Genomic DNA, 21,994 nt, shown 5'->3' with positions numbered 1-21,994 from the left:
GGCCGGCTCCAGGGAGCCGGCCCCGTGTGCAGCGGCCCGCCGAGGCGGGCCGCAAGGGGTCAGGAGCGCTTGGCGGAGAGGATCACCACCGGCTGCACAGGCACGTCCTGGTGCATGCCACGGCGACCGGTGGGGACGTTGGCGATCTGGTCGACCACGTCCATGCCGCGCACCACCTTGCCGAACACTGCGTAGCCGAAGCCACGGGCACCGTGGTCCAGCGCGGCGTTGTCACGGTGGTTGATGAAGAACTGGCTGGTGGCCGAGTCGGTGGCCTGGGTGCGGGCCATGGCGATGGTGCCGCGCACGTTGTGCAGGCCGTTGTCGGCTTCGTTCTTGATCGGCGGATTGGTGGACTTGTCCTGCATGTCGGCGGTCATGCCGCCGCCCTGGATCATGAAGCCGGGGATGACCCGGTGGAACACGGTGCCGTTGTAGAAGCCCGCGTCCACGTAGGCGAGGAAGTTCTTCACGGTGATCGGCGCCTTGGCCTCGTCCAGCTCCAGCTCGATCTCCCCGGCGGAAGTGTTGAGGGTGACGTGGGGGTTGCCGGCGGCCAGCAGGTGGGAGGCGAACAGCAGGGTGCAGGCCGCGAGGGCGAGTTTCTTCAGCATGTGGGGCGTTCCTTGTTGTGCTCGACCTCGTGGAGGAAGCCGAGGAGGGTGGTGTTGAAGCGTTGCGGTTGATCCAGCGGGGTGGCATGGCGGGATTGCTCGATCACCACCAGGCGGGCATCGGGCAATTCGCGGACGTAGGCCTCCTTTTGCGCCACCGGGGTGTAGTCCCGGTCGGCCGTCACCACCAGCGTAGGACAGGTGATGCGGGCCAGGCGTTCCCGCACGCCCCAGCCGATGATGGCGTCGAGGGCGGCGAGGTAGGCGCGCTTGTCGTTGCGCGGCCAGCGTTCTTCCACCTTGGCGCGCAGCTCGGCCTGCTCCGGCAGCGGGAACAGCAGGCGGCCCAGGGCCTTGGCGATGGTGTCCAGCCCCAGCAGGCGCGAGAGGGTCCAGCGCTTGGCCACCTCCAGGTAGTCGCGCGGGCTGCGGGGTTTCACTTCTGGTGCGCTGTTGACGATGGTCAGGCTGCGCAGCAGTTCGGGGCGGTCGACGCCGAGCTGGAAGCCGATCATCCCGCCCATACTGATGCCCACCAGGTGCACCGGGGCCAGGCCCAGGTGCTCGATCAGCGCGGCGGCGTCGGCGGCGAAGCCGGCGATGCTGTAGCGCTCGCGGGGCTTGTCCGACTGGCCGTGGCCGCGCACGTCCATCAGCACCACCTGGTGGCGGGCGCTGAGGGCGGGGAGCTGGTACTCCCAGTCCAGGGTGCTGGAGCCGAGGCCGTGCACCAGCAGCACCGGGGTGCCCTGGCCGTGGATTTCATAGTGCAGGCGACAGCCGTGATGGTCGAACCAGGGCATGGCGGGCTCCTCAGGCGCTGGGCATCGGCGCGGCGAAGGGGGCGTTGAGGGGCGTCGAGTCGAAGGTCTTGATCAGCTCGACGAGGATCTGCGAGGCCGGTCCCAGGGCCTTCTCCTTGCTCGCATAGAGGAAGAAGTTCGGGTGCCGGGTGGCGCCCTGGTCCAGCGGCAACGGCTTGAGCAGGCCGTCGGCCAGCTCCCGTTCGATGATGTGGCGCGGCAGCCAGGCGAAGCCCAGGCCGTTGCTGACGAAGTTGGCAGCGGTGGGCAGGCTGCCCACCGTCCAGCGCTGTTCGGCGCCCAGCCAGCCGACGTCGCGGGGCTGGGTGCGGCCGGAGTCGCGGATCACCACCTGCAGCTGGCTTTCCAGGTCCTGGAAGCTGAGGGTGCGATTGAGGCGGTGCAGCGGGTGGTCGGGGTGGGCCACGGCGACGAACTCCACGTTGCACAGTTCGGTGCCCAGGTAGCCGGCCACGGTGAGGCTGGTGATGGCCAGGTCTGCGGTGCCCTCCAGCAGCACCTCCTCCACGCCGGACAGCACCTCCTCGCGCAGGCGTACCCGGCAGCCGCGGCTCTGCGGCATGAACGCGGCCAGTGCACGCAGCAGGCGGGCGGTGGGGTAGGCGGCATCGACCACCAGGCGCACCTCGGCCTCCCAGCCCTGTTCCATGTGGTGGGCCAGCTCCTCCAGCTGGCTGGCGGCCTTGACCAGGTGGCGGGAGCGGCGCAGCAGCACCTCGCCGGCTTCGGTGAGCACCGCCTTGCGCCCGTCGATGCGCAGCAGCGGCACGCCGAGCTGTTCCTGCATGCGCGCGATGGTGTAGCTCACCGAGGACTGGGAGCGGTGGGTGGCCTCCGCCGCCTGGGCGAAGCCGCCGTGGTCCACCACGGCCTGCAGGGTTCTCCATTGGTCCAGGGTGACCCGGGGCGCTTTCATGGCTGACTCCTCACGTTGACCGGCGCCGATGACCTGGATCGGCGCTCTCCTGTAATCTGGCGGCCCACCGCAGCGGAGACCCCCGATGAAAACAACAATGCTCTGTACCCTGCTGGCCTGCCTGCCCGGCGTCGCCCTGGCCTACCCCATCGAGGTTGAGAAGCAGTACAACGGTGCCGAGATTTCCTACCAGACCAATGACATCGACCACAACATGGGTGCCATCACGGTCTACAACCTGGGCGGGACCCGCGCCGAATGCACCGCGCGCTTCGTCAACGGCCCGGAAACCCCTCGGGTGCGCCGCTCGGTGATCGCACCGGGGGAGAGCGTCTCGCTGACCGCCAAGTTCAACCGCAGCATCATCCGCCTGCGCGTCGGGCTGACCTGCAAGCCGGTTTGATTGCGCTGCCTCCTGGTCCATCAGGAGGCCTTTATAAATTAAAAACATCGATATTTAGTAGCGGATTTTTTCGCTTTTTTATCGAATTGTGTCCTCCTAAGCTGCGCTCCATCGAATCGCAACCGTTCTTGATGGAGCAGCCAGCATGTCCCGTGTCCTCATCGTCGAAAGCAGCGCCCGCCAACAGGGTTCCATCTCCCGCCAACTGACCGCCGAGTTCATCGCCCAATGGAAGGCCGCCCACCCGGCCGACAAGGTGGTGGTGCGCGACCTGGCCCAGGAAAGCGTGCCGCACCTGGACAGCGACCTGCTGGGCGGCTGGATGAAGCCGGCTGACCAGCAGAACGACGCCGAGCGCGCGGCCCTGGCCCGCTCCAACCGACTCACCGAGGAACTGCTGGCCGCCGACGTGCTGGTGCTGGCGGCGCCGATGTACAACTTCGGCATCCCCAGCACCCTCAAGGCCTGGCTGGACCATGTGCTGCGCGCCGGGGTGACCTTCAAGTACACCGAGACCGGCCCCCAGGGCCTGCTCAGCGGCAAGCGCGCCTTCGTCCTCACCGCCCGTGGCGGCGTGTACGCCGGTGGTCCGCTGGACCACCAGGAGCCCTACCTGCGCCAGGCGCTGGCGTTCATCGGCATCCATGACGTCACCTTCATCCATGCCGAGGGCCTGAACATGGGCGCCGAGTTCCAGGAGAAGGGCATCGCCCAGGCCCGTGCGCAACTGGTCAAGGTTGCATGAGCGGCTTCACCCGATTGCTCCGTGCGTGATCCCGACGCACACACTCCGCCCGGCCCATGGCCGGGCTTTTTTATGGGCGCTCGCTTCCCGTTGGAGCGCGCTCTGCTCGCGAAGCCGGTGAGGTGAGAGTGGGTGGCCGTAGGGGCTTCAGCCCACCGCCCTGCTTCGGCCGACTCGGCGCCCGGCTGGATTCCCGAAGCGGGAGCCTGATGGGCAGGTGCCGCTTTCAGGCCCGTCGATGCCGGGTTGGTCCCAGCGGGTCCGCACGTGCGTGGGTAAGCTTCCTCTGCTGGTGATGAGCGGGTATTTTCGCCGGCTGCAATCAGAGGCCTGCCATGTCTTCTTCGTTCTTCTACCCAGCCGTCACGGTGTGCCGGTGAGGCTGTCCGGGCGCGGAGTCGCCCTGTCCCTGGTGGCGTCGGTGCTGTTTGCGCTGATGCCGGGCTACGTGCGCGAGCTGGCGCCGCTGGATGGTGTGCAGGTGTTCGCCCAGCGCGTGCTCTGGTCGATTCCGGCAGTGCTGCTGCTGGTGGCGCTGAGTCGCCAGTGGGCCACCCTTGGCGGGGTGCTCGTGCGCTTGCGGCGCGAGCCGCTGTTGTTGGCGGCGCTGCCGCTGGCGGCGTTGCTGATCGGCCTGCAGTGGGGGCTGTTCCTCTGGGCGCCGTTGCAGGGGCGGATGCTGGAGGTGTCGCTGGGCTACTTCCTGCTGCCGCTGGCGATGGTGGTGTGCGGCCGGCTGTTCTACAACGAGCGCCTGCGTCCACTGCAGCTGCTGGCGGTGATCTGCGCGCTGGCCGGGGTGCTCCACGAGTTGTGGATGACCCGCGCCTTCTCCTGGCTGACGTTGGTCACGGCGTTGGGCTACCCGCCGTATTTCATGCTGCGCCGCTGGATGCGCCTGGATGCGCTGTCCGGTTTCATCCTCGAAATGCTGGTGCTGGCCCCCCTGGCGGCGTGGCTGATCATCGCCCACGGCCCCGAGGGCGCGTTCGCCCAGTCCCCGGCGCTGTGGTGGCTGATTCCTGGGCTGGGCGTGCTGGGCACCCTGGCCTTTGCGGCGATGATGGCTTCCAGCCGGCTGCTGCCGCTGGGGCTGTTCGGCATCCTCAGCTACGTGGAGCCGGTGCTGCTGTTCGCAGTGGCGGTGGTGTTCCTCGGCGAGGCGTTCGACCCGGCGCAGCTGTGGACCTACCTGCCCATCTGGCTGGCGGTGCTGCTGATCGGCTGGGACAGCGCCCAGCTGCTGCGGCGCCAGGCGCGCCAGCTGGGCGTGTGAAGCGCAGCCTTCAGGCGAAGGCGGGGTGAGCGGCCAGGGCCGGCAGGACCTGTTCCCTCAGCAGCGGCGCCAGGGTGTCCGGCAGGGGTTGGCCGGGGGCCAGCCAGGCCAGTTCCTCCAGCTCGGCGGCGGGCGCCACCGGCTGCTCCAGGCGTGCGACGAAGACCTGGGCCTCGACCCAGGTGTCCGGCTCGTTGGCCGCTGCCGCGCGGAATGACCCCAGCGGGCTCAGGGCCTCGGCCGGCAGGCTCAGTTCCAGCTCTTCCTGCAGTTCACGGCGCAGCGCCTCGTGCGCGCTCTCGCCGGGCTCGCGCTTGCCGCCGGGAAGCATGAAGGCCCGGGTGTTGCGCTTGCGCACCAGCAGCAGGCGGTTGTCGGCGTCGATCAGGCAGGCGGCGGCGATGTCGAGGGTGGTCATGGGGCAGGGGCTTCCGGTAGCAGTCGGTAATGCAGCTGCACCACGCCGGTGGAGAAGCTGCGTTGTTCGTGCAGTTGCAGGCGCCGTTCGAGGCCGGTGGCGAACATCGGGATGCCCGCACCGAGCAGGTGGGGGATCACACAGACAATCAGCTCGTCCAGCAGGCCGGCGGCGTAGCAGGTGCCCGCGAGGGACCCGCCGCCCACCAGCCAGACCCGCTTGCAGCCGGCCTCGGCCAGCTCCGCCAGGGCCTCCTGGGGCGTGCTGTGGCGGATCTTCACCTGGGGGCCGGCGGGTTGCAGGTCGGCGCGGGTGAGCACGGTACAGGGCTTGCCGGGGTAGGGCCAATCGCCGCCCATCGCCAGCACGGTCTCGTAGGTCCCCCGGCCCATCAGCAGGCCGTCGATGCTTTCGTAGAAGGCGTGGTAGCCGTGGTCGTCGCCGGAGCGCTCGATGGGTTCGAGCCAGTCCACCCGGCCGTCGGGGCGGGCGATGTAGCCGTCGAGGCTGGTGGCGACGTAATAGATCAGCGAAGCAGTCATGGGGGCTTTCCGCAGAGGGGATCGGGGGCGTCAGGGTTTGGAGTGGGCCGGTCGGGCGCGAGTTCAGTCGTGCGCAGGGGCCGGCGAAGGGATCGCGGGCGTTCGGGCGCGACACAAGGTAACCTACGCAGCTGTTTTCCAGGCTTCCGATCGAGGTGGTACCCGTGTTCTCCCAATTCGCCCTTCACGAACGTCTGCTCAAGGCTGTCGCCGAACTGAAATTCGTCGAACCGACGCCCGTGCAGCAGGCGGCGATTCCCCCGGCGCTGGAAGGGCGCGACCTGCGCGTCACCGCGCGCACCGGCAGCGGCAAGACGGCGGCCTTCGTGCTGCCCCTGCTGAACCGCCTGATCGGTGAAGCCAAGCCCCGCGAGCGCATCCGTTCGCTGATCCTGCTGCCGACCCGGGAGCTGGCCCAGCAGACCCTGAAGGAAGTGGAGCGCTTCTCGCAGTTCACCTTCATCAAGTCCGGCCTGGTCACCGGCGGCGAGGACTTCAAGGTCCAGGCCGCCATGCTGCGCAAGCTGCCGGACGTACTGGTGAGCACCCCCGGCCGCCTGATCGAGCACCTCAACTCCGGCACCGTGAGCCTCAAGGAGGTGGAGGTGCTGGTGCTGGACGAGGCCGACCGCATGCTGGACATGGGCTTCGCCGAGGACATGCAGCGCATCACCGGCGAATGCGCCAACCGCCAGCAGACCCTGCTGTTCTCCGCCACCACTGGCGGCGCGGCCCTGCGCGAGGTGTCCGCCCAGGTCCTGAAGGACCCGCTGCACCTGCGCCTGAACGGCATCGAGCAGCTCAACGAGTCGACCCGGCAGCAAGTCATCACCGCCGACGACGTGGACCACAAGGAAGCCCTGGCGCGCTGGCTGCTGGCCAACGAGACCTACCAGAAGGCCATTGTCTTCACCAACACCCGTGCCCAGGCCGACCGTTTCTACGGCCACCTGGTGGCGGCCGGCTACAAGGCCTTCGTGCTGCACGGCGACAAGGACCAGAAGGACCGCAAGCTGGCCATCGACCGCGTGCGCGAGGGCGGCACCAAGGTGCTGGTGGCCACCGACGTGGCGGCCCGTGGCCTGGACATCGAAGGCATGGACCTGGTGATCAACTTCGACATGCCGCGCTCCGGCGACGAGTACGTGCACCGCGTCGGCCGCACCGGCCGTGCCGGCGGCGAGGGCCTGGCCGTCTCGCTGATCTGCCACAACGACTGGAACCTGATGTCCAGCGTCGAGCGCTACCTCAAGCAGAGCTTCGAGCGCCGTGTGATCAAGGAGCTGAAAGGCACCTACAACGGGCCGAAGAAGGTCAAGGCCTCGGGCAAGGCAGTCGGTAGCAAGAAGAAAAAGACCGACAAGAAGAGCACCGGCAAGGCGTCCGCCAAGCCCGCCGCCAAGCGCAAGCCGTCCAGCCCGCGCCGCGAGCAGCCGCAGGTGGTGAGCAGCGACGGCCTGGCACCGCTCAAGCGCCGCAAGCCGGCGGCTGAGTGACCCTCCCTTCAGGCTGGCAGCTGCTGGCCCTCGTCTACCTGGTCATGAGCCTGGTCTGCTTCGTCGCCTACTGGTACGACAAGCGCCAGGCCGTGGCCGGCATGCGGCGCATCCCCGAGGCGCGCCTGCACCTCTTCGAGCTTCTCGGCGGCTGGCCCGGCGGCCTGCTGGCCCAGCGGCTGATCCGCCACAAGAACCGCAAGCTGCCCTACCAGTTGCGCTTCTGGTTCATCGTCCTGCTGCACCTCGGGGCCTTCGGCGCCTGGGTCGGGTGGCGCTGGCACTGACGTGGACGCAAGCGCGATGGTGCGTGTCGGTTACGGTCATGGCGGTGTCATGGTCCTCTGCTAGGGTCCAGGGGCCCGGGGCGCCTGATGCGCCTCGCCCACCCCGAGGGAACCTACGCGATGACATTGACCCGGACGCTTCTCGCCGCCGCCCTGTGCCTTGGCCTGGCCGGCCCCGCCGCAGCCGCCACCGAACTTGCCCACTGGCCGGCGCCCGCCGCCAAGCAGCTGGACGCGCTGATCGCCGCCAACGCCAACAAGGGCGCCTACGCGGTGTTCGACATGGACAACACCAGCTACCGCTACGACCTGGAGGAGTCCCTGCTGCCCTTCCTGGAAATGAAGGGCGTGCTGACCCGCGAGAAGCTCGACCCGTCGCTCAAGCTCATCCCGTTCAAAGACGTCAACGGCCACAAGGAAAGCCTCAACAGCTACTACTACCGCCTCTGCGAAGTGGACGACCTAGTCTGCTACCCCTGGGTGGCCCAAGTGTTCTCCGGCTTCACCCTGCGCGAGCTGAAGGGCTACGTGGACGAGCTGATGGCCTACGGCAAGCCGATCCCCAGCACCTACTACGAGGGGGATGAGGTCAAGACCATCGAGATCAACCCGCCCAAGCCCTTCACCGGGCAGAAGGAGCTGATGAACAAGCTCCGGGAGAACGGCATCGAGGTGTACATCATGACCGCCGCCCTGGAAGAGCTGGTGCGCATGGTCGCCGCCGATCCCAAGTACGGCTACAACGTGAAGCCCGAGAACGTCATCGGCGTCACCACCCTGCTCAAGGACCGCAAGACCGGCGCCCTGACCACCGCGCGCAAGCAGATCAAGGACGGCCACTACGACGAGAAGGCCAACCTCGACCTGGAAGTCACCCCCTACCTGTGGACCCCGGCCACCTGGATGGCGGGCAAGCAGGCGGCCATCCTCACCTACATCGACCAGTGGAAGAAGCCGATCCTGGTGGGCGGCGACACCCCCGAGAGCGATGGCTACATGCTGTTCCACGGCACCGACGTGGAGAAGGGCGGGCTGCGGGTGTGGGTGAACCGCAAGGCCAAGTACATGGACCAGATCACCGCCATGCAGAAGAAGAACGCCGAGTCCCAGGCCAAGCTGGGCCTGCCGGTCACCGCCGACCGCAACTGGGTGGTGGTGACGCCGGAGGAGATCCAGTAACCGGCCGTCTTGCCCCCTGCGCAGCCACAGCGCCAGCGACTATTCTGCGAGGCAGTGATCAGGGGGTGGCATGGGAAAGTGGTTCATCGGCATCGTGCTGGCAGGGGTGACCCTGCTGGCACAGGGGGAAACCCTGCGGTTCGGTTTCGGCACCGAGAAGCCACCTTATGTATTCGAAGCGGAGCAACGCGGCCTGGAGGTGGAGATCATCGCCGCCGCCGCCCGTGAAGCCGGCTTCGAGCTGGAGTACCACTACCTGCCCATGGAGCGCCTGCACCTGATGCTGGCGCGCGGCGAGCTGGACGGCATCGCCCCCACCAGCGAGCTGAGCCAGGTGCAGGCGTTCTATTCCGACGTCTACCTGCAGTACCACAACTACGCCATCGCGCTGGCCGCCTCGAACCTGACCCTGTCCTCCATCGAGGACCTGGGGCAGTACTCGGTGAGCGCCTTCCAGCGTGCACGCTTCCTGCTCGGGCCGCGCTTCCAGGCCATGGCCGAGAACAACCCGCGCTACCGCGAAGAGGCCCACCAGATCGCCCGCAACCGGTTGCTGTATGCGCGGCGCATCGATGTGGTCATCGGCGACCGGCGCATCATCAACTACCTCAACCAGGAGGTGAGGGACCAGGTGGACGTGGCCCAGCCGCTGGCCTGGTTCGACCTCTTCGAGCCCACCGACTACAAGGTGGGCTTCCTCCACGCCTACCAGCGCGACCGCTTCAACATCGGCCTGCGGCGCATCCGCGAGAGCGGCGAGTACGGCGTGATCGAACGCAAGTACGGGCGCTACTGATCCGGTGTCTTGCGTTCGGCCTCGCTGCCGGCGCGTTCCACTTCGCGGGCCCGCCGCTCGGCGGCGGCGCATTCATCGGTGCCCGGCCGGGCGGACGTCTCGGGCTTGTCCTGGCGCAGCTCCTTGTTCACCTGGGCTGCCTGCTTCGGGTCGCTGTCGGTGGCCTGGTGCACCTCGCGGGCCAGTTGCCCGCGCTGCTCGACGGCGTCGTCCACGCCGCAGGTGGCCAGGGCCGGCAGCGGTGCGGCGAGCGCCAGTGCCAGGGCGAGGAGTGGGGTGCGAGGGTTCATGGTGACCTCCTGTTTCGGCATCTGAGGGGCGTGCGTCAGCGCACGCGGTTGCGGCTCCGGACCGCCAGGTCCAGGGCCTTCTGCATGTCCAGCCGTGCCGAGCGGCCGACATCGGGGTCATCGAGTCGGTAGCGACGTTCCGAGGGCAGGATGGGGGCCGTCAGGTCCTCGGCATCCATGGGCTCGAAGTCATAGTCGCCGCCGATGGTCATGGCGCTGCGGCGCAGCAGCATGCGCAGCTGGTCCGGCTGCAGGCGCGGGTTGATCGAGAGCATGGCGGCCACCACCCCGGTGACCATGGGCGTGGCGTAGGAGGTGCCGCAGTGCACGTCGCCGCGCTGGCCGTCCTCCAGGGTGGAGGCGTGGGTGCAGGCGGCGGCGGTGATGTCCACCCGCATGTCGATGTTCGAGGTGCTGCGCTTGACCGCATAGGCCGGGTCGTCCACCGCCAGGCCTTCGCGTTCGCTGCGCTGGTGGCCGCCTACCACCAGCAACTGGTCGGTGACGAAGGAGGAGGGCAGGCGGTACTCGTCGGTGCCGGAGAAAGAGGCGCCGTTGCCCGCCGAGTTGATCACCACCACATCCGGGTGGGCCTTGCGCAGCCAGAGGAAGAACTCTTCCAGCAGTTCCTCGTAGCCGCTCATGGCGATGCCGGAGCGCACCAGCGAATCCACTTCGTCGCCTTCCACGTTGCGTGCGCCGACCCGGTGGATGCCCCAGCTCCAGTTGAGGACCCGCACGCCGTCCTCCACCAGGTTCACCGAGGCGGCGATGTTGGCGGTGATGCCGGCATCGGCATTGCGCTCGACGATCACCTCGAAGCCCTGGCTGGCGCCGTCCAGGGCCCGCAGGAAGCCGCTGTTGCCGCCACGCCCGGCATGTGCCGCGAGGATGCCGGCCACGGTGGAGCCGTGGTTGTCCGGGCGCCGTGCGTCGCGAGCGTAGAGGCAGGTGCGCGGCCCTTCGCAGGGACCGAGGTAGTCGGCGAAGTCGGGGGCGTCGAAGTCCACCTCGCGCTCGATCACCCCGATGCGCACCGGGGTGGCCGGCACCGGGGCCTGGTGTGCGGGAATGCGCCGGGTGTAGTAGTTCACCGCGTCCATGAAGCGGTTGGCGGCCCATTCGTCCGAGTCGGGCGCCGGTTTGCTGCGCGCCGGCCCGGCTTCGGCTTCTTCGCCCTTCTCGGGGGCGGATTCCTCCACCACCACGGCATCGACGCTGGTCTCGCTGCCCAGGCGCAGCACCAGGGCATCGCGCTCGGTCAGGTCGCGGGCCGGCAGGCGCAGCTGGTAGACGTTCAGCGGCGGGATCGCGCCGACCACCTGGGCACCGTACTTGCCGGCCAGGCGCTGGGCCTCCTGGGCGCCGTCGCGGTCTTCTTCGATCAGCAGGCTCACCAGGTCGACGTAGGTGGTCAGCCCGTCCATGTTCTTCGCCACCTCATCCGGCCCGGCGGCCAGCACGTGGCTGCGGTTGAGCGACAGCCACACCGGGTTGCTGCGCCGGCCATCGACCTCCAGCCAGACCGGCCCGCTGCGGTGTTCGCGGGCGTCCACCTGCAGGCGCAGCCGGCCCTCGGCAGGCTCCCGCTCCACGGCCAGGGTGCGCCCGCCCAGGTGCAGCACGGGGTCGGCCTTGCCCAGCCCGCGCACGCCGAGGCACCAGGTCTGCTGGGTCGGCTCCAGCAGGTCCCCGCAGCGGGCCAGCCGCTCGATGCGCAAGGGCTCCGGGCCGGCCTCGGCCAGGCCGGACAGGGCCAGCAGCACGGGAGCGAGGCAGGCGGGACGAAGGGGCATCGGCGGTTCTCCTGGATCGGGCCTTGTGCAGTTCCGACTGCCCCCGGGCGGCTTTCGTTCAGGTGACCGTCCGCCTCGTCGGTCGAACCGCCCGGGCGTCGTCCGGTCGCAAGGAAGAGGACCACCACAGGAGTCATCGCCATGAACGAGCACTACGACTGGGAACTGATCGAACGCCTGCTGCACGAGGCGCAGAACGGCGCGAACCGACCCTTCGCCCCGCGCGAGTACGCCGCGCAACTGGCCGAGGAGCGCCTGGCCAGCGGTCGCGACCCTGGCGGCAATATGGATGCGCTGAAGATGCGCGCGGCGGACTACGAGGCCCTGCTGCTGGAGGGCGGCTACCTGGAGCACCGCCCGGAGGCGGAGGGCGGCAACGGCGAGAACTTCGTGCTGGGCGCGCGAGGCGTGCGCCTGCTGGAGATCCTCGGCAGCAGCCTGCCGGCGCACCTGCAGGTGCGCGAGCAACTGACCGAGCGCGGCAGTGCGGCGCTGGTGCCGGAGGTGTTCGACACCCTGGCCGACCAGGCGGCCAGGGCCTGAGCCTCAGTAGTTCGGCGGGGTTTCCGGCAGCACCTCGGGATCGGGGATGTAGGGCATGGCCCAGGGGTCGAGGTTGCGCCCCTGGTGGGTCAGGTCCAGCCGAACCTGTTCCAGCACGCCGGCCAGGCGCACCGGGTCGGCGTACTGGGTGCTGCGGACGTGGCTGATCTCCAGCACCTTGCCGCCGTGGAGGTCGGTCACGGTGAAGCTGAAGCTGTCGTCCTCGTCATGGGCCCGGGCCTGGCAGCCATAGGGCAGGAAGGCCTGGGTGGCCAGGCGCATGGCGGTGTCGCGGGTGATCGGCGTGGTCATGGCGGGCTCCTCGTGGATGGGGTCGCAGAGGGTGGACCACCGGCCCTGTGGCGGGGGTTCCCATGGCCCGACGAGGGGCAGCGACCGATTTGGTGAGTCGCCTGTCCTGCCTGGACAGTGCCCCGGCGTTCCTTCGATTGTTACCCTTGCGTGACGAGCGCCCCGGCAAGAGGGCGCCCCAGACACGGAGATGCAATGAAACGCCTGCTGCTCGCCCTCTGCGGCCTGATCGCCTGTTCGCCGGCCACCCTGCTGGCCTGGTCCAACCATTCCCTCGGCACCTGGCTGGCCCTGGCCGACCTGCCCGAGCTGCGCCAGGCCGAGCCGGTGCAGGTGGAGCGCCTGGAGGACTTTCTCGCAGCCGAGGCGGTGGCCCTGCAGCAGGTGCTGGACGAGCAGGAGGCGCGTGCCCGCGAGGAGCTGCCGGACTACCCGGCCCGGCCGGACAGCCTGCGCTGGATCACCGATGGCAGCGGCGACCGGCGTCGTGCCTTCCTCATGGCGCTGCGGGTCAGCCCGGAGATCCGCCTGGCGTATTTCGTCCAGGCGCTGCCGGGGCTGGAGCTGCCGGCGGCCAAGGTGCTGCCGGCCCAGGACGTGCTGGTGTTCCGCAAGCTGAGCCTGTGGAACGAATGGCGCTTCCTGGCGGTGGAGCCGGGGGAGCGGGTGAGCCCCCGTGCGGTGCTCGCCAGCGCGGCGGACGAGCCGGACTACGGGCACGACATCAACCTCTTCTCGGACAACCCCGGCGAGGTCGGCGCGCTCTACGGCTTCGGCCCCCAGCCCTTCGGTGATGCGCGTTTCGAATACTCGTCACAGGCGCCGTTCCACATCGGCTACTACCACGAGTCGGCGGTCATCTATCAGGCCGCGCCGTTCCTCGCCCGCACCTACCCGGAGCTGCGCGTGCGCCAGTACATGGCGCTGGCGCGGCTGGCGTTCGAGAGTGGCCACCCGTACTGGGGCTACCGCTTCCTCGGCTGGGCGCTGCACTACGTGCAGGACCTGACCCAGCCCTACCACGCCAAGGCCCTGCCCGGTGAAAACACCGCCACGCTGATGTGGACGGCCATCCAGGCGGCGCTGGGCGATACCTCGGGCAAGGAGGCGGCCATCGAGCGGGTGGCGACCCGCCATACGGAAGTGGAGAAGTACCAGGCCGACTGGTTGCGCCGGCTGCTGCGCGAGGGGCGCAATGACGACCCGCTGCTCAGGGCCTATGCGGACACGTCGGACGACGACCGCTACCCGCCGTTCGGCCCCGGCTACCTGCAGGACGTGGTGGCGCAGGAGTCCTATGAGGCGGCGGACGAGTTCGACGAGCGCATCGGCCTGTGGCTGGCCGGTGCCCAGCCGGGGCAGGGCTTCAGTGCGGGCAACCAGCTCAAGCCGGCGGAGACCGATCCGGCGCTGAACGAGGTGCTGGTGAAGCTGATCCGGCATTTCGCCGGGCACACCCGCAACCTGGTGAAGACCACCCTGGACAATCCATAGGAAGGCGGGCCATTGGCCCGCCGCTTCAGAACTTCTCGCCGGGCAGCAGGTAACGCCACTGCCCCGGCTGCAGCCGTGCTGCCGAGACGCCGCCCAGGCGCAGGCGCCGCAGGCCCAGCAGCTCCAGGCCGAGGTGCTCGCAGATCTGCCGCAGCTGGCCGGGGCGCGGGCTCTTCAGGGCGATGCGCAGGCGGTTCTCGCTCTGCCAGCTGACCTTGGCCCGGGGCAGCGGGCGGCCTTTGTGCTCGACCCCGCGTGCCACCCGCGCCAGGTGTTCGGCATCGGCTTCGCCGCGCACGTCGACGGTGTATTCCTCTTCCAGCGGGCGCTCGAAGCGCAGGGTGACGCCGTGGGCCTGGGTGAAGATCACCAGGCCGCTGGCCCGGGGTTCCAGCGGGGCCATCTGCGTCAGTCGCGAGAAGTGCTTGCGCAGGGTGCGCTCGCCGGCCTGCTCCGCCGCCAGGTTGGCCGGCACCAGCAGGGCGCGGGCGCCGTCCTCATCCACGCCGGCGGGTTTGTGCAGCAGCAGGGTGACCGGCGGCACCGGCGTCGGCTTGGCGTCGGGGTGCAGGTTGATGACTTCGTCGGTCACCCGTGCGTGGGGTTCTTCCACCACCTGGCCGGCGACGCTGACCCAGCCGTTCTCGATGTACAGCTCGGCGTCGCGGCGCGAGCAGGGCAGCAGCTCGGCGAGGCGCTTGGAGAGGCGGATGGGGTCGGTCATGGTGCGGGCTCCTGTGGCGGGGCCCGCATTGTCCCCGGTGCGCGGTCAGCGCACCAGGGTTTCCGGCTCGGCGTCGACCGGTAACAGCTCGGGCAGGGCCTCGGATTCGGCTTCCCCGGTGCTCTCCAGGTCGCTGTCGACCGTCTCCGGATGGCGGGCGAACAGGTTGAACACCCGGGCGATGCCCTTGCGCTCGGGGGCGGCCTCGGCCACCTGGCTGGCCGCCTCCGGCGTGGCGGGCGGCGTGGGCAGCGGCTGGGTGACCACCTTGAAGTTGCTGATCTCGATGGTGCCGCGCCCTTCGGCCAGCAGGTGGAAGGAGAATGCCTTGCGCGCCTCGGGGTTGTCGAAGGCGAAGTGCAGGGTCACCGGCTTGCCGCGCTTGAGCAGCGGGAACTCGGGAATGGCCAGGGCCACGTCGCGCTCGAACTCCTTGGTTTTGAGCTGCAGGCGGGCGCCCTTGGCGTCCATGGCGTGGACCTTGATGGTCAGTTCCACCTCGGTGCGGGTGTTCTTCGGCAGCTCCAGGTACTGGGCGCCGATCAGGTTGTCGGCCCAGTCGTCCTTCACCTGCTGCTTCAGGCGGATGCGCTCGCGGGTGGCGAACTGGTATTCCTGGCCCACCTGGCCGCCGACCAGAGACTGGTCCAGCAGGGTGCCCCGGGTGGCCACCTGGCGGGCTTCGCGGCCGCTGAAACGGCCGTCGAAGCGGGCCTGGTCGGCGATGAAGCCTTCACTGCGGTAGCGCCGGCAGACCTGCTGGAAGTCGCATTCGACGAAGTGGTCCCTGCCGTCGTGGTAGCGCAGCATGCCGTTGGTGTAGGAGATCATCTCGCGGCCCTGCTCGTAGTCACGGAACAGCGAGCGGCCGGCCAGGCTCAGCGGGACGCGGTAGCCGAAGTAGTCGAGCACCGAGGCGGTCAGGTCGACGTGGCCGTAGACGCCCCCCTTGATCGGCGGCAGGGCGGCCTGCTCGGGGGCCAGCACCAGGTTGAAGCCCCAGGCGGAGGCCAGGCGCACCTGGTCGATGCCGTGGGATTCGTCGGAGGTGATGATGACCAGGGTGTCCTTCAGTACGCCCTGTTTCTCCAGGCCGCTGAGGAAGGCGTCCACGGCATCGTCCAGGTAGGCGATGGCGGCGCGCTTGGCGTCCGGGTAGCGGGCCAGGTAGTCCTCCGGCGCCGAGTAGGGCTGGTGGGTGCCGACGGTGAGCAGGGTGAGCATCCACGGCTTCTTCTGCTTGCGCAGTTGCTGCACGTAGGTCTGCGCGCCCTCGAAGAAGGCCTTGTCGTCCATGCCCCAGGGGAATTCGAGGTAGGGGGTGTTGCGGAACCAGTCGCGGCCCTGGGTCTTGTCGAAGCCCATGCGCGGCATGATCTTGTCCTTGGCCATGAAGCGCAGCCCGGCACCCTGCAGGAAGTGGGTGCTGAAGCCGTGCTGGTGCAGCTGGGCCGGCAGGCAGTCCTGGGCGCGGGTGGGGTTGTTCAGCAGTTCCAGGCCCTTGGGGGTGCCGGAGTCGAGCTTGCTGTAGTCACCGCAGAGCATGGCGTAGAGGCCGCGGATGGTCTGGTGGCTGTGCAGTACGTAGTCCGGCGTGGTCATGGCGCGTTCGGCCCACTGGCTCAGGCGCGGCATGGGCGATTCGGCGTAGTGGCTGTTGATGGCGGCGCGGTTGGCGGCGATGTAGGCCCCCGGGATGCCTTCCAGGGTGATCACCAGCACGTTGCGCGCCTGGCCGGGGCCGGCCAGCAGCGGGGTGCCGTCGAGGTCCAGGCGGGCCAGGCCGGCGATGTCCGGCGGGCTTTCCGGTTGGTCCCCGGCGAGCCAGTCTTCCACGGCCATCTGGCCGCTGCTGAGGGCACCGGCGAGCAGCTTGTGGGGCAGGTTGAACTGGCGCCACTGGTCCGCTTCGCTGGGGCGCAGGTACTGCAGGGTGGCGTGGCCGGCCAGCAGGGCGAGCGGCACGGCCAGCCAGGCACGGGCCGGGCGTTTGGCCGGACGATGCCAGGCCAGCAGGGCGGCGAGGATGCCGATGGCCAGCGCGCCGGCCAGCCAGGGGTAGGTCAGCCCGCCGCCCTGGGTGGAGTGGCCGACGAACTGCGGGTCCAGCAGGTACTTGAGGTCGCTCGGCTCGGGCATGCGCCCGACTGCGCCCACCAGCTCGGCCGTCCCCAGCATGATCAGCGCCCAGAACAGCATCACCGGCAGCGCTACCCAGCGCGGGCGACCATACAGCAGGGCCACCAGAAGGCTGCCGAAGGCCAGGTCGGAACCGTAGCCGAAGCCTTCGCTCCAGCCGAGCAGTGCACGGCTGACCAACGGGATGCCAATGAACAGGACGATGAGCAGGAACAGGTGGAGGGGAGCAGACAGCCAGCGGCCGATGGTGCGCACAGGAACTCCTGAGTTAGGGCAGCGAGAATCCGAAAACTGGGCAAATGTTTCAATGTGGACACGATTCTGAAACATCATTGTGCTAGCGGCCAGTAGACAACGCCGGCAATGCGGAATTCTCCGCATCAAGGTGTTTCAGCGAAGCGGCGACGGGCGGCGTTGCGAGGCCGTCGAGCGGTGTGCGTGGCCCCGTTGCGGCGGGGGCTGTAGAATGCGCGCCCTGTCAATTCGAGGTACGCGAGATGGCCCTGATCGGTCGATTCAACAGCCTGCCGGTGGCCAAGCACACCGATTTCGGTCTCTATCTGGACGGTGGTGCGGAAGGCGAGATCCTGCTGCCCCGGCGTTATGTGCCCAAGGACCAGCCCTGCGAAGTGGGTGACTGGCTCAACGTGTTCGTCTACCTCGACAGCGAGGACCGCCTGATCGCCACCACCCAGAAACCCAAGGTCCAGGTGGGCGGTTTCGCCAGCCTGAAGGTGGTGGAGATCAACCGCATCGGCCTGTTCCTCGACTGGGGCCTGCCGAAGGACCTGCTGCTGCCGCACTCGGAAGAGAAGCGCCCGCTGCAGGTGGGCGACTACTGCGTGGTGCACGTCTACCTCGACCGCTCCCGCCGCATCACCGCCACCGCCCGGCTGGACCGCTACCTGGACACCACCCCGGCCCGCTACAGCGTGGGCCAGGAAGTGGACCTGCTGGTGGTGGAGCAGACCGACATGGGCTTCAAGGCCATCATCGAGGACCGCCACTGGGGGCTGATCCACCGCAACGAGGTGTTCAAGTTCCTGCGCAGCGGCATGCGCGAGAAGGGCTACATCCGCGAGATCCGCCCCGACGGCAAGATCGCCCTGAGCCTGCAGCCCCAGGGGCAAGCCGCTTCGTCCGACCTCGCCGAGCGCATCCTCGAGCGTCTGCGCGCCGAAGGTGGCCGCCTGGCATTGAGCGACAAGAGCCCGCCGGAGGTGATCGCCCAGATGTTCAACGTCAGCAAGGGCAACTTCAAGAAGGCCATCGGCGGCCTCTACAAGCGCGGTGAGATCGTCATCCACGAGGACGGCATCGAGCTGGCGCGCCGCTGAATCGCATCGTGCATATTGCCCGGTGATTTTCGGGTGATCGGGCGAAATGCACGAAAGCGGGTTGGGCTTATTTCACCAACACATTGATTTTATTGGGCTTTCGCTTGTCTCAAGGCTGGCACGCTGCCTGCAGGACACCCTGCCAGGAAAAATTTTGCCCCTTGGAGAGTGAAACGCTATGGGTCTCGACATCAAGCAGTTGGCCAAGGCCTTTCCCGACTACGCGCTCAGCGCCCAGCGCCGCCCCGACGGTGGCTACGTGGTGGTGCTGGAGAAGGGCGACACCCGCTTCCAGCGCGTGGTGCCGGCGCTCAAGCAGCCGGCTCAGCTGGAGCTGATCATCGCTACGCTGCGCCGCGACATCGCCCTGGAGCTGGGCGAGGTGCCGCCGGTGGAGTCGTTGCGCAACCTGCACAGCACGCCGTTGCCGCGCTATTTCGGCGCCTGATTTCCACATGACAGAACGCCGGCCCGGGGCGACCCGGGCCGGCGTTCTCGCGTCTGCGCTGGGTGCGAGGCGGATCAGGTTTCCACGCCAGCGGGCGGCATCATGGCGTCGCCCTCCTTCGGGCGTTCGCCTTCGGCACGGGGCGGTTGCTCGGGCTGTTCGCCGGGCTGCGCCTTGAGCCATTCGCGGGTGGCCTGCTGCGCCTTGTCCACTTCCTTGTTCACTTGGTCCACGGTGTCGTTGATGGCTTCACGGGCCAGTTCCTCGGCGGCTTCGCGGGTCTTCTCGGCGAGGCGGTCGGCCGACTCCTGTGCCATGTCGCAGCCGGCGAGAGCGAGCAGCAGGGTGCTGCCGAACAGCAGGGAGGGGAGGCGGGAACGTGTGGGCATGGTTGGGCTCCGTGGGACTGGCCGCAGATCGGGCCGTTAACGCTCGGCATGATCGGTCAGTCCGAGCCCGGCGTGAACGCCCCGGGCGCAGGGAAACTGTGAGCGGAGATGACAGGTGAAACGACCCCGGACCCCCAGCGGCGACTCTATGGGGTCCGAGGCCTGAGGCCGCCGGTCATCGGCCTCGTTGTCACTGACCCGTGCCCGTGCTCGATGGTTCCCCGGTGGTCGACGAACTGCTGTTGGGGGATGGGGTAGGGCTCTGTTGGCGCTGGCGGGCTTCGTATTCGCGCTGCAGGCGCAGTTCTTGCTCTCGACGCTTGATGCGTTCGAAATCCCTGATGTAACTCTCCTCCTTCTCTCGCTGGGCACGTTCGCGCATCTCGTTGGCTCGTGCTTCCCGATTACTGGCGGAGCTGTCCTCAATTACGGTGATGCGCGTGCCAGGTGGGCGGGCTGGCTCGCTTGCCGTGGCTGCGGGGGAGGCTTGTGTTTCCAGGGGGGGTACCGCTGCAGGCGGGCCGGAGGTCGGCATAGGTTCCACGATCCGTGTGGTCTGGCCTTCGGTGGCGGGGCAGGGCACGGCGGAGTAGCTGACAGCGCCGTCGTTGCCGACGCATTTGTAAACGGCCGCCTGCGCCAGCATGGGCAGCAGGCAGAGGCCGAGCAGGGCCGATCTCAAAGTGCATCCCTCACTTCGTCTGAAACGGCCGACAGGCTATCAGCCCTTTTTCCTGACCGATAGGTGCAATCAGGTGCTGTGTGTCACGCGCCGACGCGCCAGGTGGTCGCGCAGCAGCTCGGCGCCGGTGACCAGCAGCAGGCCGCCCAGTACCAGCAGGCCGCCGAAGATGAAGGAGGAGTCCAGCGGTTCGCCCAGCACTAGCACACCGAAGCCGACGCCGAACAACGGAGTCATGAACGACAGCATCGACAGGCGCGAGGCGAGGTAGCGGCGCAGGAGCCAGAACCACCCCAGGTAGCTGATCAGTGCCACCACCACCACCTGGAAGCCGAGGCTGAGCAGGGCGCGGTCGCTGGGGACCAGACCCAGGCGGCCGGTGGCGACGGCCACCGCCAGCAGGACCACGCCGGCAACGCCGAGCTGGTAGAAAAGCGTCTTCACCGGGGCGGCTTCCGACAGGCTCGAGCCCCGGATGAGCACGGTGGTGGCGCCCCAGGCGATGGCGGCGCAGATGCCCAGTGCATCGCCGAACAGGCTGCCTGCGGCATTCCCCGGCTTGCCGAGAAAGGCCAGGGCGATGCCGCCGAAGGCCACCAGCACGCCCAGCCACTGGACCGGCGACAGGCGTTCCTCGGGGAGGATCAGGTGCAGCCCCAGGGCGGCGAAGATCGGCGCGGTGTAGAGGAACACCGCGATGTGGGACGCGCTGGTGCGGACCAGCCCTTCGGAGATGAAGAAGAACTCCAGGGTGAACAGCAGGCCGACCCCCAGCCCCGGCAGCAGGGTGCCGTCACCGAAGGCACCACGGCCTTCCCGCCACAGGGTGATGGCGCCCAGCACCAGCGCGGCGATGCCGGAGCGGATGGCCAGTTGCAGGACCGGCGCCACGTCCTGCTCCACCAGCTTGATGGAGACCTGCTGGAAGCCCCAGACGATGCAGAGCAGCAGCATCAGGCCGCAGGCGAAAGGGTCCAGGGGCAGGCGTGTGGGTCTCATCGATGACTCGCAAGGCAGGGGCCGCACAGGTGGGCCGGAAGGGCGGCAGGATGGCGAGCAGGCGCCTTGCATTCAAACGATGTTTTGTCATCATGCTTTGACTTCAACTCAAAGCACTCCCATGCGCACACCATCCCTTGTCGCCCTGCGCGCCTTCGAGGTCGCCGCCCGCAGCCGCAACTTCACCGAAGCCGCCCATGAGCTGTCGGTCACCCCGGGTGCCGTCAGCCGGCAGATCCGTCTGCTGGAAGAAGAGCTCGGGGTCAGCCTGTTCGACCGTACCCGCAACACCGTCACCCTCAACGACAACGGCCGGCGCCTGGCTGCCACCGTGTCCCAGGCGTTCGCCCTGCTGGCCGAGGGGGCGGCGGCGCTGCGGGGCATGCCCGAGGGGCCGCTGCAGGTCAGCTGTGCGCCCTCCATCGCGTCCCACTGGTTGATGCGCCGGCTCAACCAGTTCTCCGGCACTCATCCGGACATCGCCCTGAGCCTGGAGGCCACCGAAGAGCTGGTGGACCTGGAGCGCGGCGAGGCCAGCCTGGCGATCCGCTTCGTCACCGAGGGCACCGTGCTGCCTGCCAGCGAGCTGCTGTTCCGCGAGGTGTTCTTCCCGGTGTGCAGTCCGGCCTACCTGGAGGCCCATCCGGTCCGCGAGCCGGCTGATCTGGTGGGCGCGCGGCTGGTCCACGCCCATTGGAAGAGCGCCAGCAACCTGCGGATTCCCGACTGGGGGGACTGGTTCGAGCGCTATGTCGGCGCGCGCGTCGATACCTCGGCCGGCATCCGCTTCGGCCTGATCGGGCATGCGATCCAGGGGGCGGTGAATGGGCAGGGCTTTGCGTTGGGGTCGACGGCGCTGGCGGGGGACGACATCGCGCAGGGGCGACTGGTGCTGCCGTTCGGTGAGGCGTGTCGCTTGCCTACACCCTGGGAATACCGCCTGGCCTGGAGCCGGAAGGGGCAGCCCAGCGAGCGACTACGCCGGCTGATCGACTGGCTGGTGGCTGAGGCTCGCGCCAGTACGCGCGTCAGCGAAGCCAAATCGCAGGCATGAAAAAACCGGCCCGAGGGCCGGTTTTTCCGGAAGACGGTCGGTGATCAGATCACTTGGACTTCGTCTGCCTGCATGCCCTTCTGGCCCTGAACGGCTACGAAGGAAACCTTTTGGCCTTCCTTCAGAGTTTTGAAGCCGTTGGACTGGATGGAGCGGTAGTGGACGAACAGGTCCGGGCCGTTGTCAGTGGTGATGAAGCCGAAGCCTTTCTCATCGTTGAACCACTTAACGGTGCCAGTTTGACGATCAGCCATTTGGAGTAACTCCTTGAACAAAGTTGACACGGCGAGG

At 68.3% G+C, this 21,994-nt stretch carries 25 protein-coding genes and 2 pseudogenes; 12 read left to right on the top strand and 15 right to left on the bottom strand.

Annotated features, from left to right (window positions below; genetic code table 11):
• Window positions 1-59 precede the first annotated feature (59 nt).
• Genes BM198_RS08035 through BM198_RS08025 form a run of 3 tightly spaced genes read right to left on the bottom strand, consistent with a single transcriptional unit; the run spans window position 60 to window position 2,354 of the window.
• Window positions 60-614 (bottom strand): peptidylprolyl isomerase, encoded by a 555-nt coding sequence (locus BM198_RS08035; protein WP_044413490.1) that lies wholly within the window; start codon window positions 612-614, stop codon window positions 60-62.
• Entirely contained in the window at window positions 608-1,417 is an 810-nt protein-coding gene (locus BM198_RS08030) for an alpha/beta fold hydrolase (RefSeq protein ID WP_074969103.1), read from the bottom strand. Before BM198_RS08030 ends, BM198_RS08035 begins: the two co-directional genes overlap by 7 nt.
• A 10-nt stretch (window positions 1,418-1,427) precedes the next feature.
• Window positions 1,428-2,354 carry a LysR family transcriptional regulator gene (locus BM198_RS08025; RefSeq protein ID WP_044413495.1) on the bottom strand — a complete coding sequence of 309 codons (927 nt, stop codon included), beginning with the start codon at window positions 2,352-2,354 and terminating at the stop codon, window positions 1,428-1,430.
• Window positions 2,355-2,439: 85 nt separating this feature from the next.
• On the opposite strand from BM198_RS08025, the gene BM198_RS08020 reads away from it, so the two are divergent.
• The 3 genes from BM198_RS08020 to rarD all read left to right on the top strand — a co-directional run bounded on the left by BM198_RS08020 (window position 2,440) and on the right by rarD (window position 4,778).
• Entirely contained in the window at window positions 2,440-2,757 is a 318-nt protein-coding gene (locus tag BM198_RS08020; RefSeq protein WP_044413498.1) for an S-Ena type endospore appendage, read from the top strand.
• Window positions 2,758-2,902: 145 nt separating this feature from the next.
• Window positions 2,903-3,502, top strand: coding sequence for an FMN-dependent NADH-azoreductase (locus BM198_RS08015; RefSeq protein WP_074969101.1), 600 nt, complete (start codon window positions 2,903-2,905; stop codon window positions 3,500-3,502).
• 376 nt (window positions 3,503-3,878) lie between these two features.
• Window positions 3,879-4,778, top strand: coding sequence for an EamA family transporter RarD (gene rarD, locus BM198_RS08010; RefSeq protein WP_074969099.1), 900 nt, complete (start codon window positions 3,879-3,881; stop codon window positions 4,776-4,778).
• A 10-nt stretch (window positions 4,779-4,788) separates the two neighbouring features.
• Here the strand turns inward: rarD and BM198_RS08005 are convergent, their stop codons facing one another.
• Window positions 4,789-5,196 carry an NUDIX hydrolase gene (locus BM198_RS08005; RefSeq protein WP_074969097.1) on the bottom strand — a complete coding sequence of 136 codons (408 nt, stop codon included), beginning with the start codon at window positions 5,194-5,196 and terminating at the stop codon, window positions 4,789-4,791.
• On the bottom strand, window positions 5,193-5,738 hold the full coding sequence (locus tag BM198_RS08000) for a dihydrofolate reductase family protein (RefSeq protein ID WP_074969095.1): 546 nt from the start codon (window positions 5,736-5,738) through the stop codon (window positions 5,193-5,195). The genes BM198_RS08005 and BM198_RS08000 overlap by 4 nt, the downstream gene beginning before the upstream one ends.
• Before the next feature lie 164 nt (window positions 5,739-5,902).
• On the opposite strand from BM198_RS08000, the gene BM198_RS07995 reads away from it, so the two are divergent.
• The 4 genes and pseudogenes from BM198_RS07995 to BM198_RS07980 all read left to right on the top strand — a co-directional run bounded on the left by BM198_RS07995 (window position 5,903) and on the right by BM198_RS07980 (window position 9,496).
• On the top strand, window positions 5,903-7,234 hold the full coding sequence (locus tag BM198_RS07995; protein ID WP_074969093.1) for a DEAD/DEAH box helicase: 1,332 nt from the start codon (window positions 5,903-5,905) through the stop codon (window positions 7,232-7,234).
• 14 nt (window positions 7,235-7,248) lie between these two features.
• A pseudogene (locus BM198_RS07990) lies at window positions 7,249-7,479 on the top strand (DUF1294 domain-containing protein); the annotation flags it as partial.
• Window positions 7,480-7,641: 162 nt separating this feature from the next.
• On the top strand, window positions 7,642-8,700 hold the full coding sequence (locus BM198_RS07985; RefSeq protein ID WP_044413514.1) for an HAD family hydrolase: 1,059 nt from the start codon (window positions 7,642-7,644) through the stop codon (window positions 8,698-8,700).
• A gap of 70 nt (window positions 8,701-8,770) precedes the next feature.
• Window positions 8,771-9,496 (top strand): substrate-binding periplasmic protein, encoded by a 726-nt coding sequence (locus BM198_RS07980; RefSeq protein WP_052807669.1) that lies wholly within the window; start codon window positions 8,771-8,773, stop codon window positions 9,494-9,496.
• On the opposite strand, the gene BM198_RS07975 is transcribed toward BM198_RS07980, so the two are convergent.
• Together BM198_RS07975 and BM198_RS07970 are read right to left on the bottom strand one after the other, a co-directional pair.
• Window positions 9,490-9,786 (bottom strand): hypothetical protein, encoded by a 297-nt coding sequence (locus BM198_RS07975; RefSeq protein ID WP_074969088.1) that lies wholly within the window; start codon window positions 9,784-9,786, stop codon window positions 9,490-9,492. The two genes, BM198_RS07980 and BM198_RS07975, sit on opposite strands and share 7 nt — an antisense overlap.
• 35 nt (window positions 9,787-9,821) lie before the next feature.
• Complete coding sequence (locus tag BM198_RS07970; RefSeq protein WP_074969086.1) at window positions 9,822-11,582, bottom strand: S8/S53 family peptidase; 1,761 nt, start codon at window positions 11,580-11,582, stop codon at window positions 9,822-9,824.
• Between the two features lie 141 nt (window positions 11,583-11,723).
• On the opposite strand from BM198_RS07970, the gene BM198_RS07965 reads away from it, so the two are divergent.
• Window positions 11,724-12,125, top strand: a complete 402-nt coding sequence (locus tag BM198_RS07965; protein WP_074969084.1) for a transcriptional regulator — start codon at window positions 11,724-11,726, stop codon at window positions 12,123-12,125.
• Between the two features lie 3 nt (window positions 12,126-12,128).
• Here the strand turns inward: BM198_RS07965 and BM198_RS07960 are convergent, their stop codons facing one another.
• Complete coding sequence (locus tag BM198_RS07960) at window positions 12,129-12,437, bottom strand: hypothetical protein (RefSeq protein WP_044413524.1); 309 nt, start codon at window positions 12,435-12,437, stop codon at window positions 12,129-12,131.
• Window positions 12,438-12,632: 195 nt separating this feature from the next.
• Between BM198_RS07960 and BM198_RS07955 the strand changes: the two genes are divergently transcribed.
• Window positions 12,633-13,931 (top strand): phospholipase, encoded by a 1,299-nt coding sequence (locus BM198_RS07955; protein WP_044413527.1) that lies wholly within the window; start codon window positions 12,633-12,635, stop codon window positions 13,929-13,931.
• Between the two features lie 25 nt (window positions 13,932-13,956).
• Here BM198_RS07955 and BM198_RS07950 read toward each other — a convergent pair whose 3' ends face one another.
• Both BM198_RS07950 and BM198_RS07945 read right to left on the bottom strand, forming a co-directional pair.
• Window positions 13,957-14,655, bottom strand: coding sequence for an RNA pseudouridine synthase (locus tag BM198_RS07950; protein ID WP_074969082.1), 699 nt, complete (start codon window positions 14,653-14,655; stop codon window positions 13,957-13,959).
• 45 nt (window positions 14,656-14,700) lie between these two features.
• Window positions 14,701-17,049, bottom strand: coding sequence for an LTA synthase family protein (locus BM198_RS07945; protein ID WP_074969080.1), 2,349 nt, complete (start codon window positions 17,047-17,049; stop codon window positions 14,701-14,703).
• A gap of 242 nt (window positions 17,050-17,291) precedes the next feature.
• Here BM198_RS07945 and BM198_RS07940 point away from each other — a divergent pair, with 242 nt between their 5' ends.
• Window positions 17,292-18,131: a CvfB family protein gene (locus tag BM198_RS07940; protein ID WP_074969078.1), complete on the top strand. Its 840-nt coding sequence runs from the start codon at window positions 17,292-17,294 to the stop codon at window positions 18,129-18,131.
• A 178-nt stretch (window positions 18,132-18,309) separates the two neighbouring features.
• On the top strand, window positions 18,310-18,579 hold the full coding sequence (locus BM198_RS07935; protein ID WP_074969076.1) for a DUF3509 domain-containing protein: 270 nt from the start codon (window positions 18,310-18,312) through the stop codon (window positions 18,577-18,579).
• A gap of 74 nt (window positions 18,580-18,653) precedes the next feature.
• On the opposite strand, the gene BM198_RS07930 is transcribed toward BM198_RS07935, so the two are convergent.
• From BM198_RS07930 to BM198_RS07920, 4 genes and pseudogenes are all read right to left on the bottom strand, one after another.
• Window positions 18,654-18,968, bottom strand: a complete 315-nt coding sequence (locus tag BM198_RS07930; RefSeq protein WP_074969074.1) for a hypothetical protein — start codon at window positions 18,966-18,968, stop codon at window positions 18,654-18,656.
• Between the two features lie 190 nt (window positions 18,969-19,158).
• On the bottom strand, window positions 19,159-19,350 hold the full coding sequence (locus tag BM198_RS30440) for a hypothetical protein (protein ID WP_244165682.1): 192 nt from the start codon (window positions 19,348-19,350) through the stop codon (window positions 19,159-19,161).
• Window positions 19,351-19,482: 132 nt separating this feature from the next.
• Window positions 19,483-19,650, bottom strand: a pseudogene (locus BM198_RS30755) (DUF4124 domain-containing protein); the annotation flags it as partial.
• Window positions 19,651-19,719: 69 nt separating this feature from the next.
• Window positions 19,720-20,649, bottom strand: coding sequence for a DMT family transporter (locus BM198_RS07920; protein WP_074969071.1), 930 nt, complete (start codon window positions 20,647-20,649; stop codon window positions 19,720-19,722).
• A 121-nt stretch (window positions 20,650-20,770) separates the two neighbouring features.
• Here BM198_RS07920 and BM198_RS07915 point away from each other — a divergent pair, with 121 nt between their 5' ends.
• The gene (locus BM198_RS07915) at window positions 20,771-21,703 is read left to right on the top strand and encodes a LysR substrate-binding domain-containing protein (RefSeq protein ID WP_074969069.1); all 933 of its coding nucleotides are present in this window, start codon (window positions 20,771-20,773) and stop codon (window positions 21,701-21,703) included.
• 44 nt (window positions 21,704-21,747) lie between these two features.
• Here the strand turns inward: BM198_RS07915 and BM198_RS07910 are convergent, their stop codons facing one another.
• A complete protein-coding gene (locus BM198_RS07910) occupies window positions 21,748-21,957 on the bottom strand; it encodes a cold-shock protein (RefSeq protein ID WP_044413549.1) in 210 nt (69 codons plus the stop codon).
• Window positions 21,958-21,994 lie beyond the last annotated feature (37 nt).

Origin of the sequence: Metapseudomonas otitidis, from assembly GCF_900111835.1 — a bacterium.
Lineage (GTDB): Bacteria > Pseudomonadota > Gammaproteobacteria > Pseudomonadales > Pseudomonadaceae > Metapseudomonas > Metapseudomonas otitidis.
This window is presented reverse-complemented; position numbering and strand designations above follow the sequence as displayed.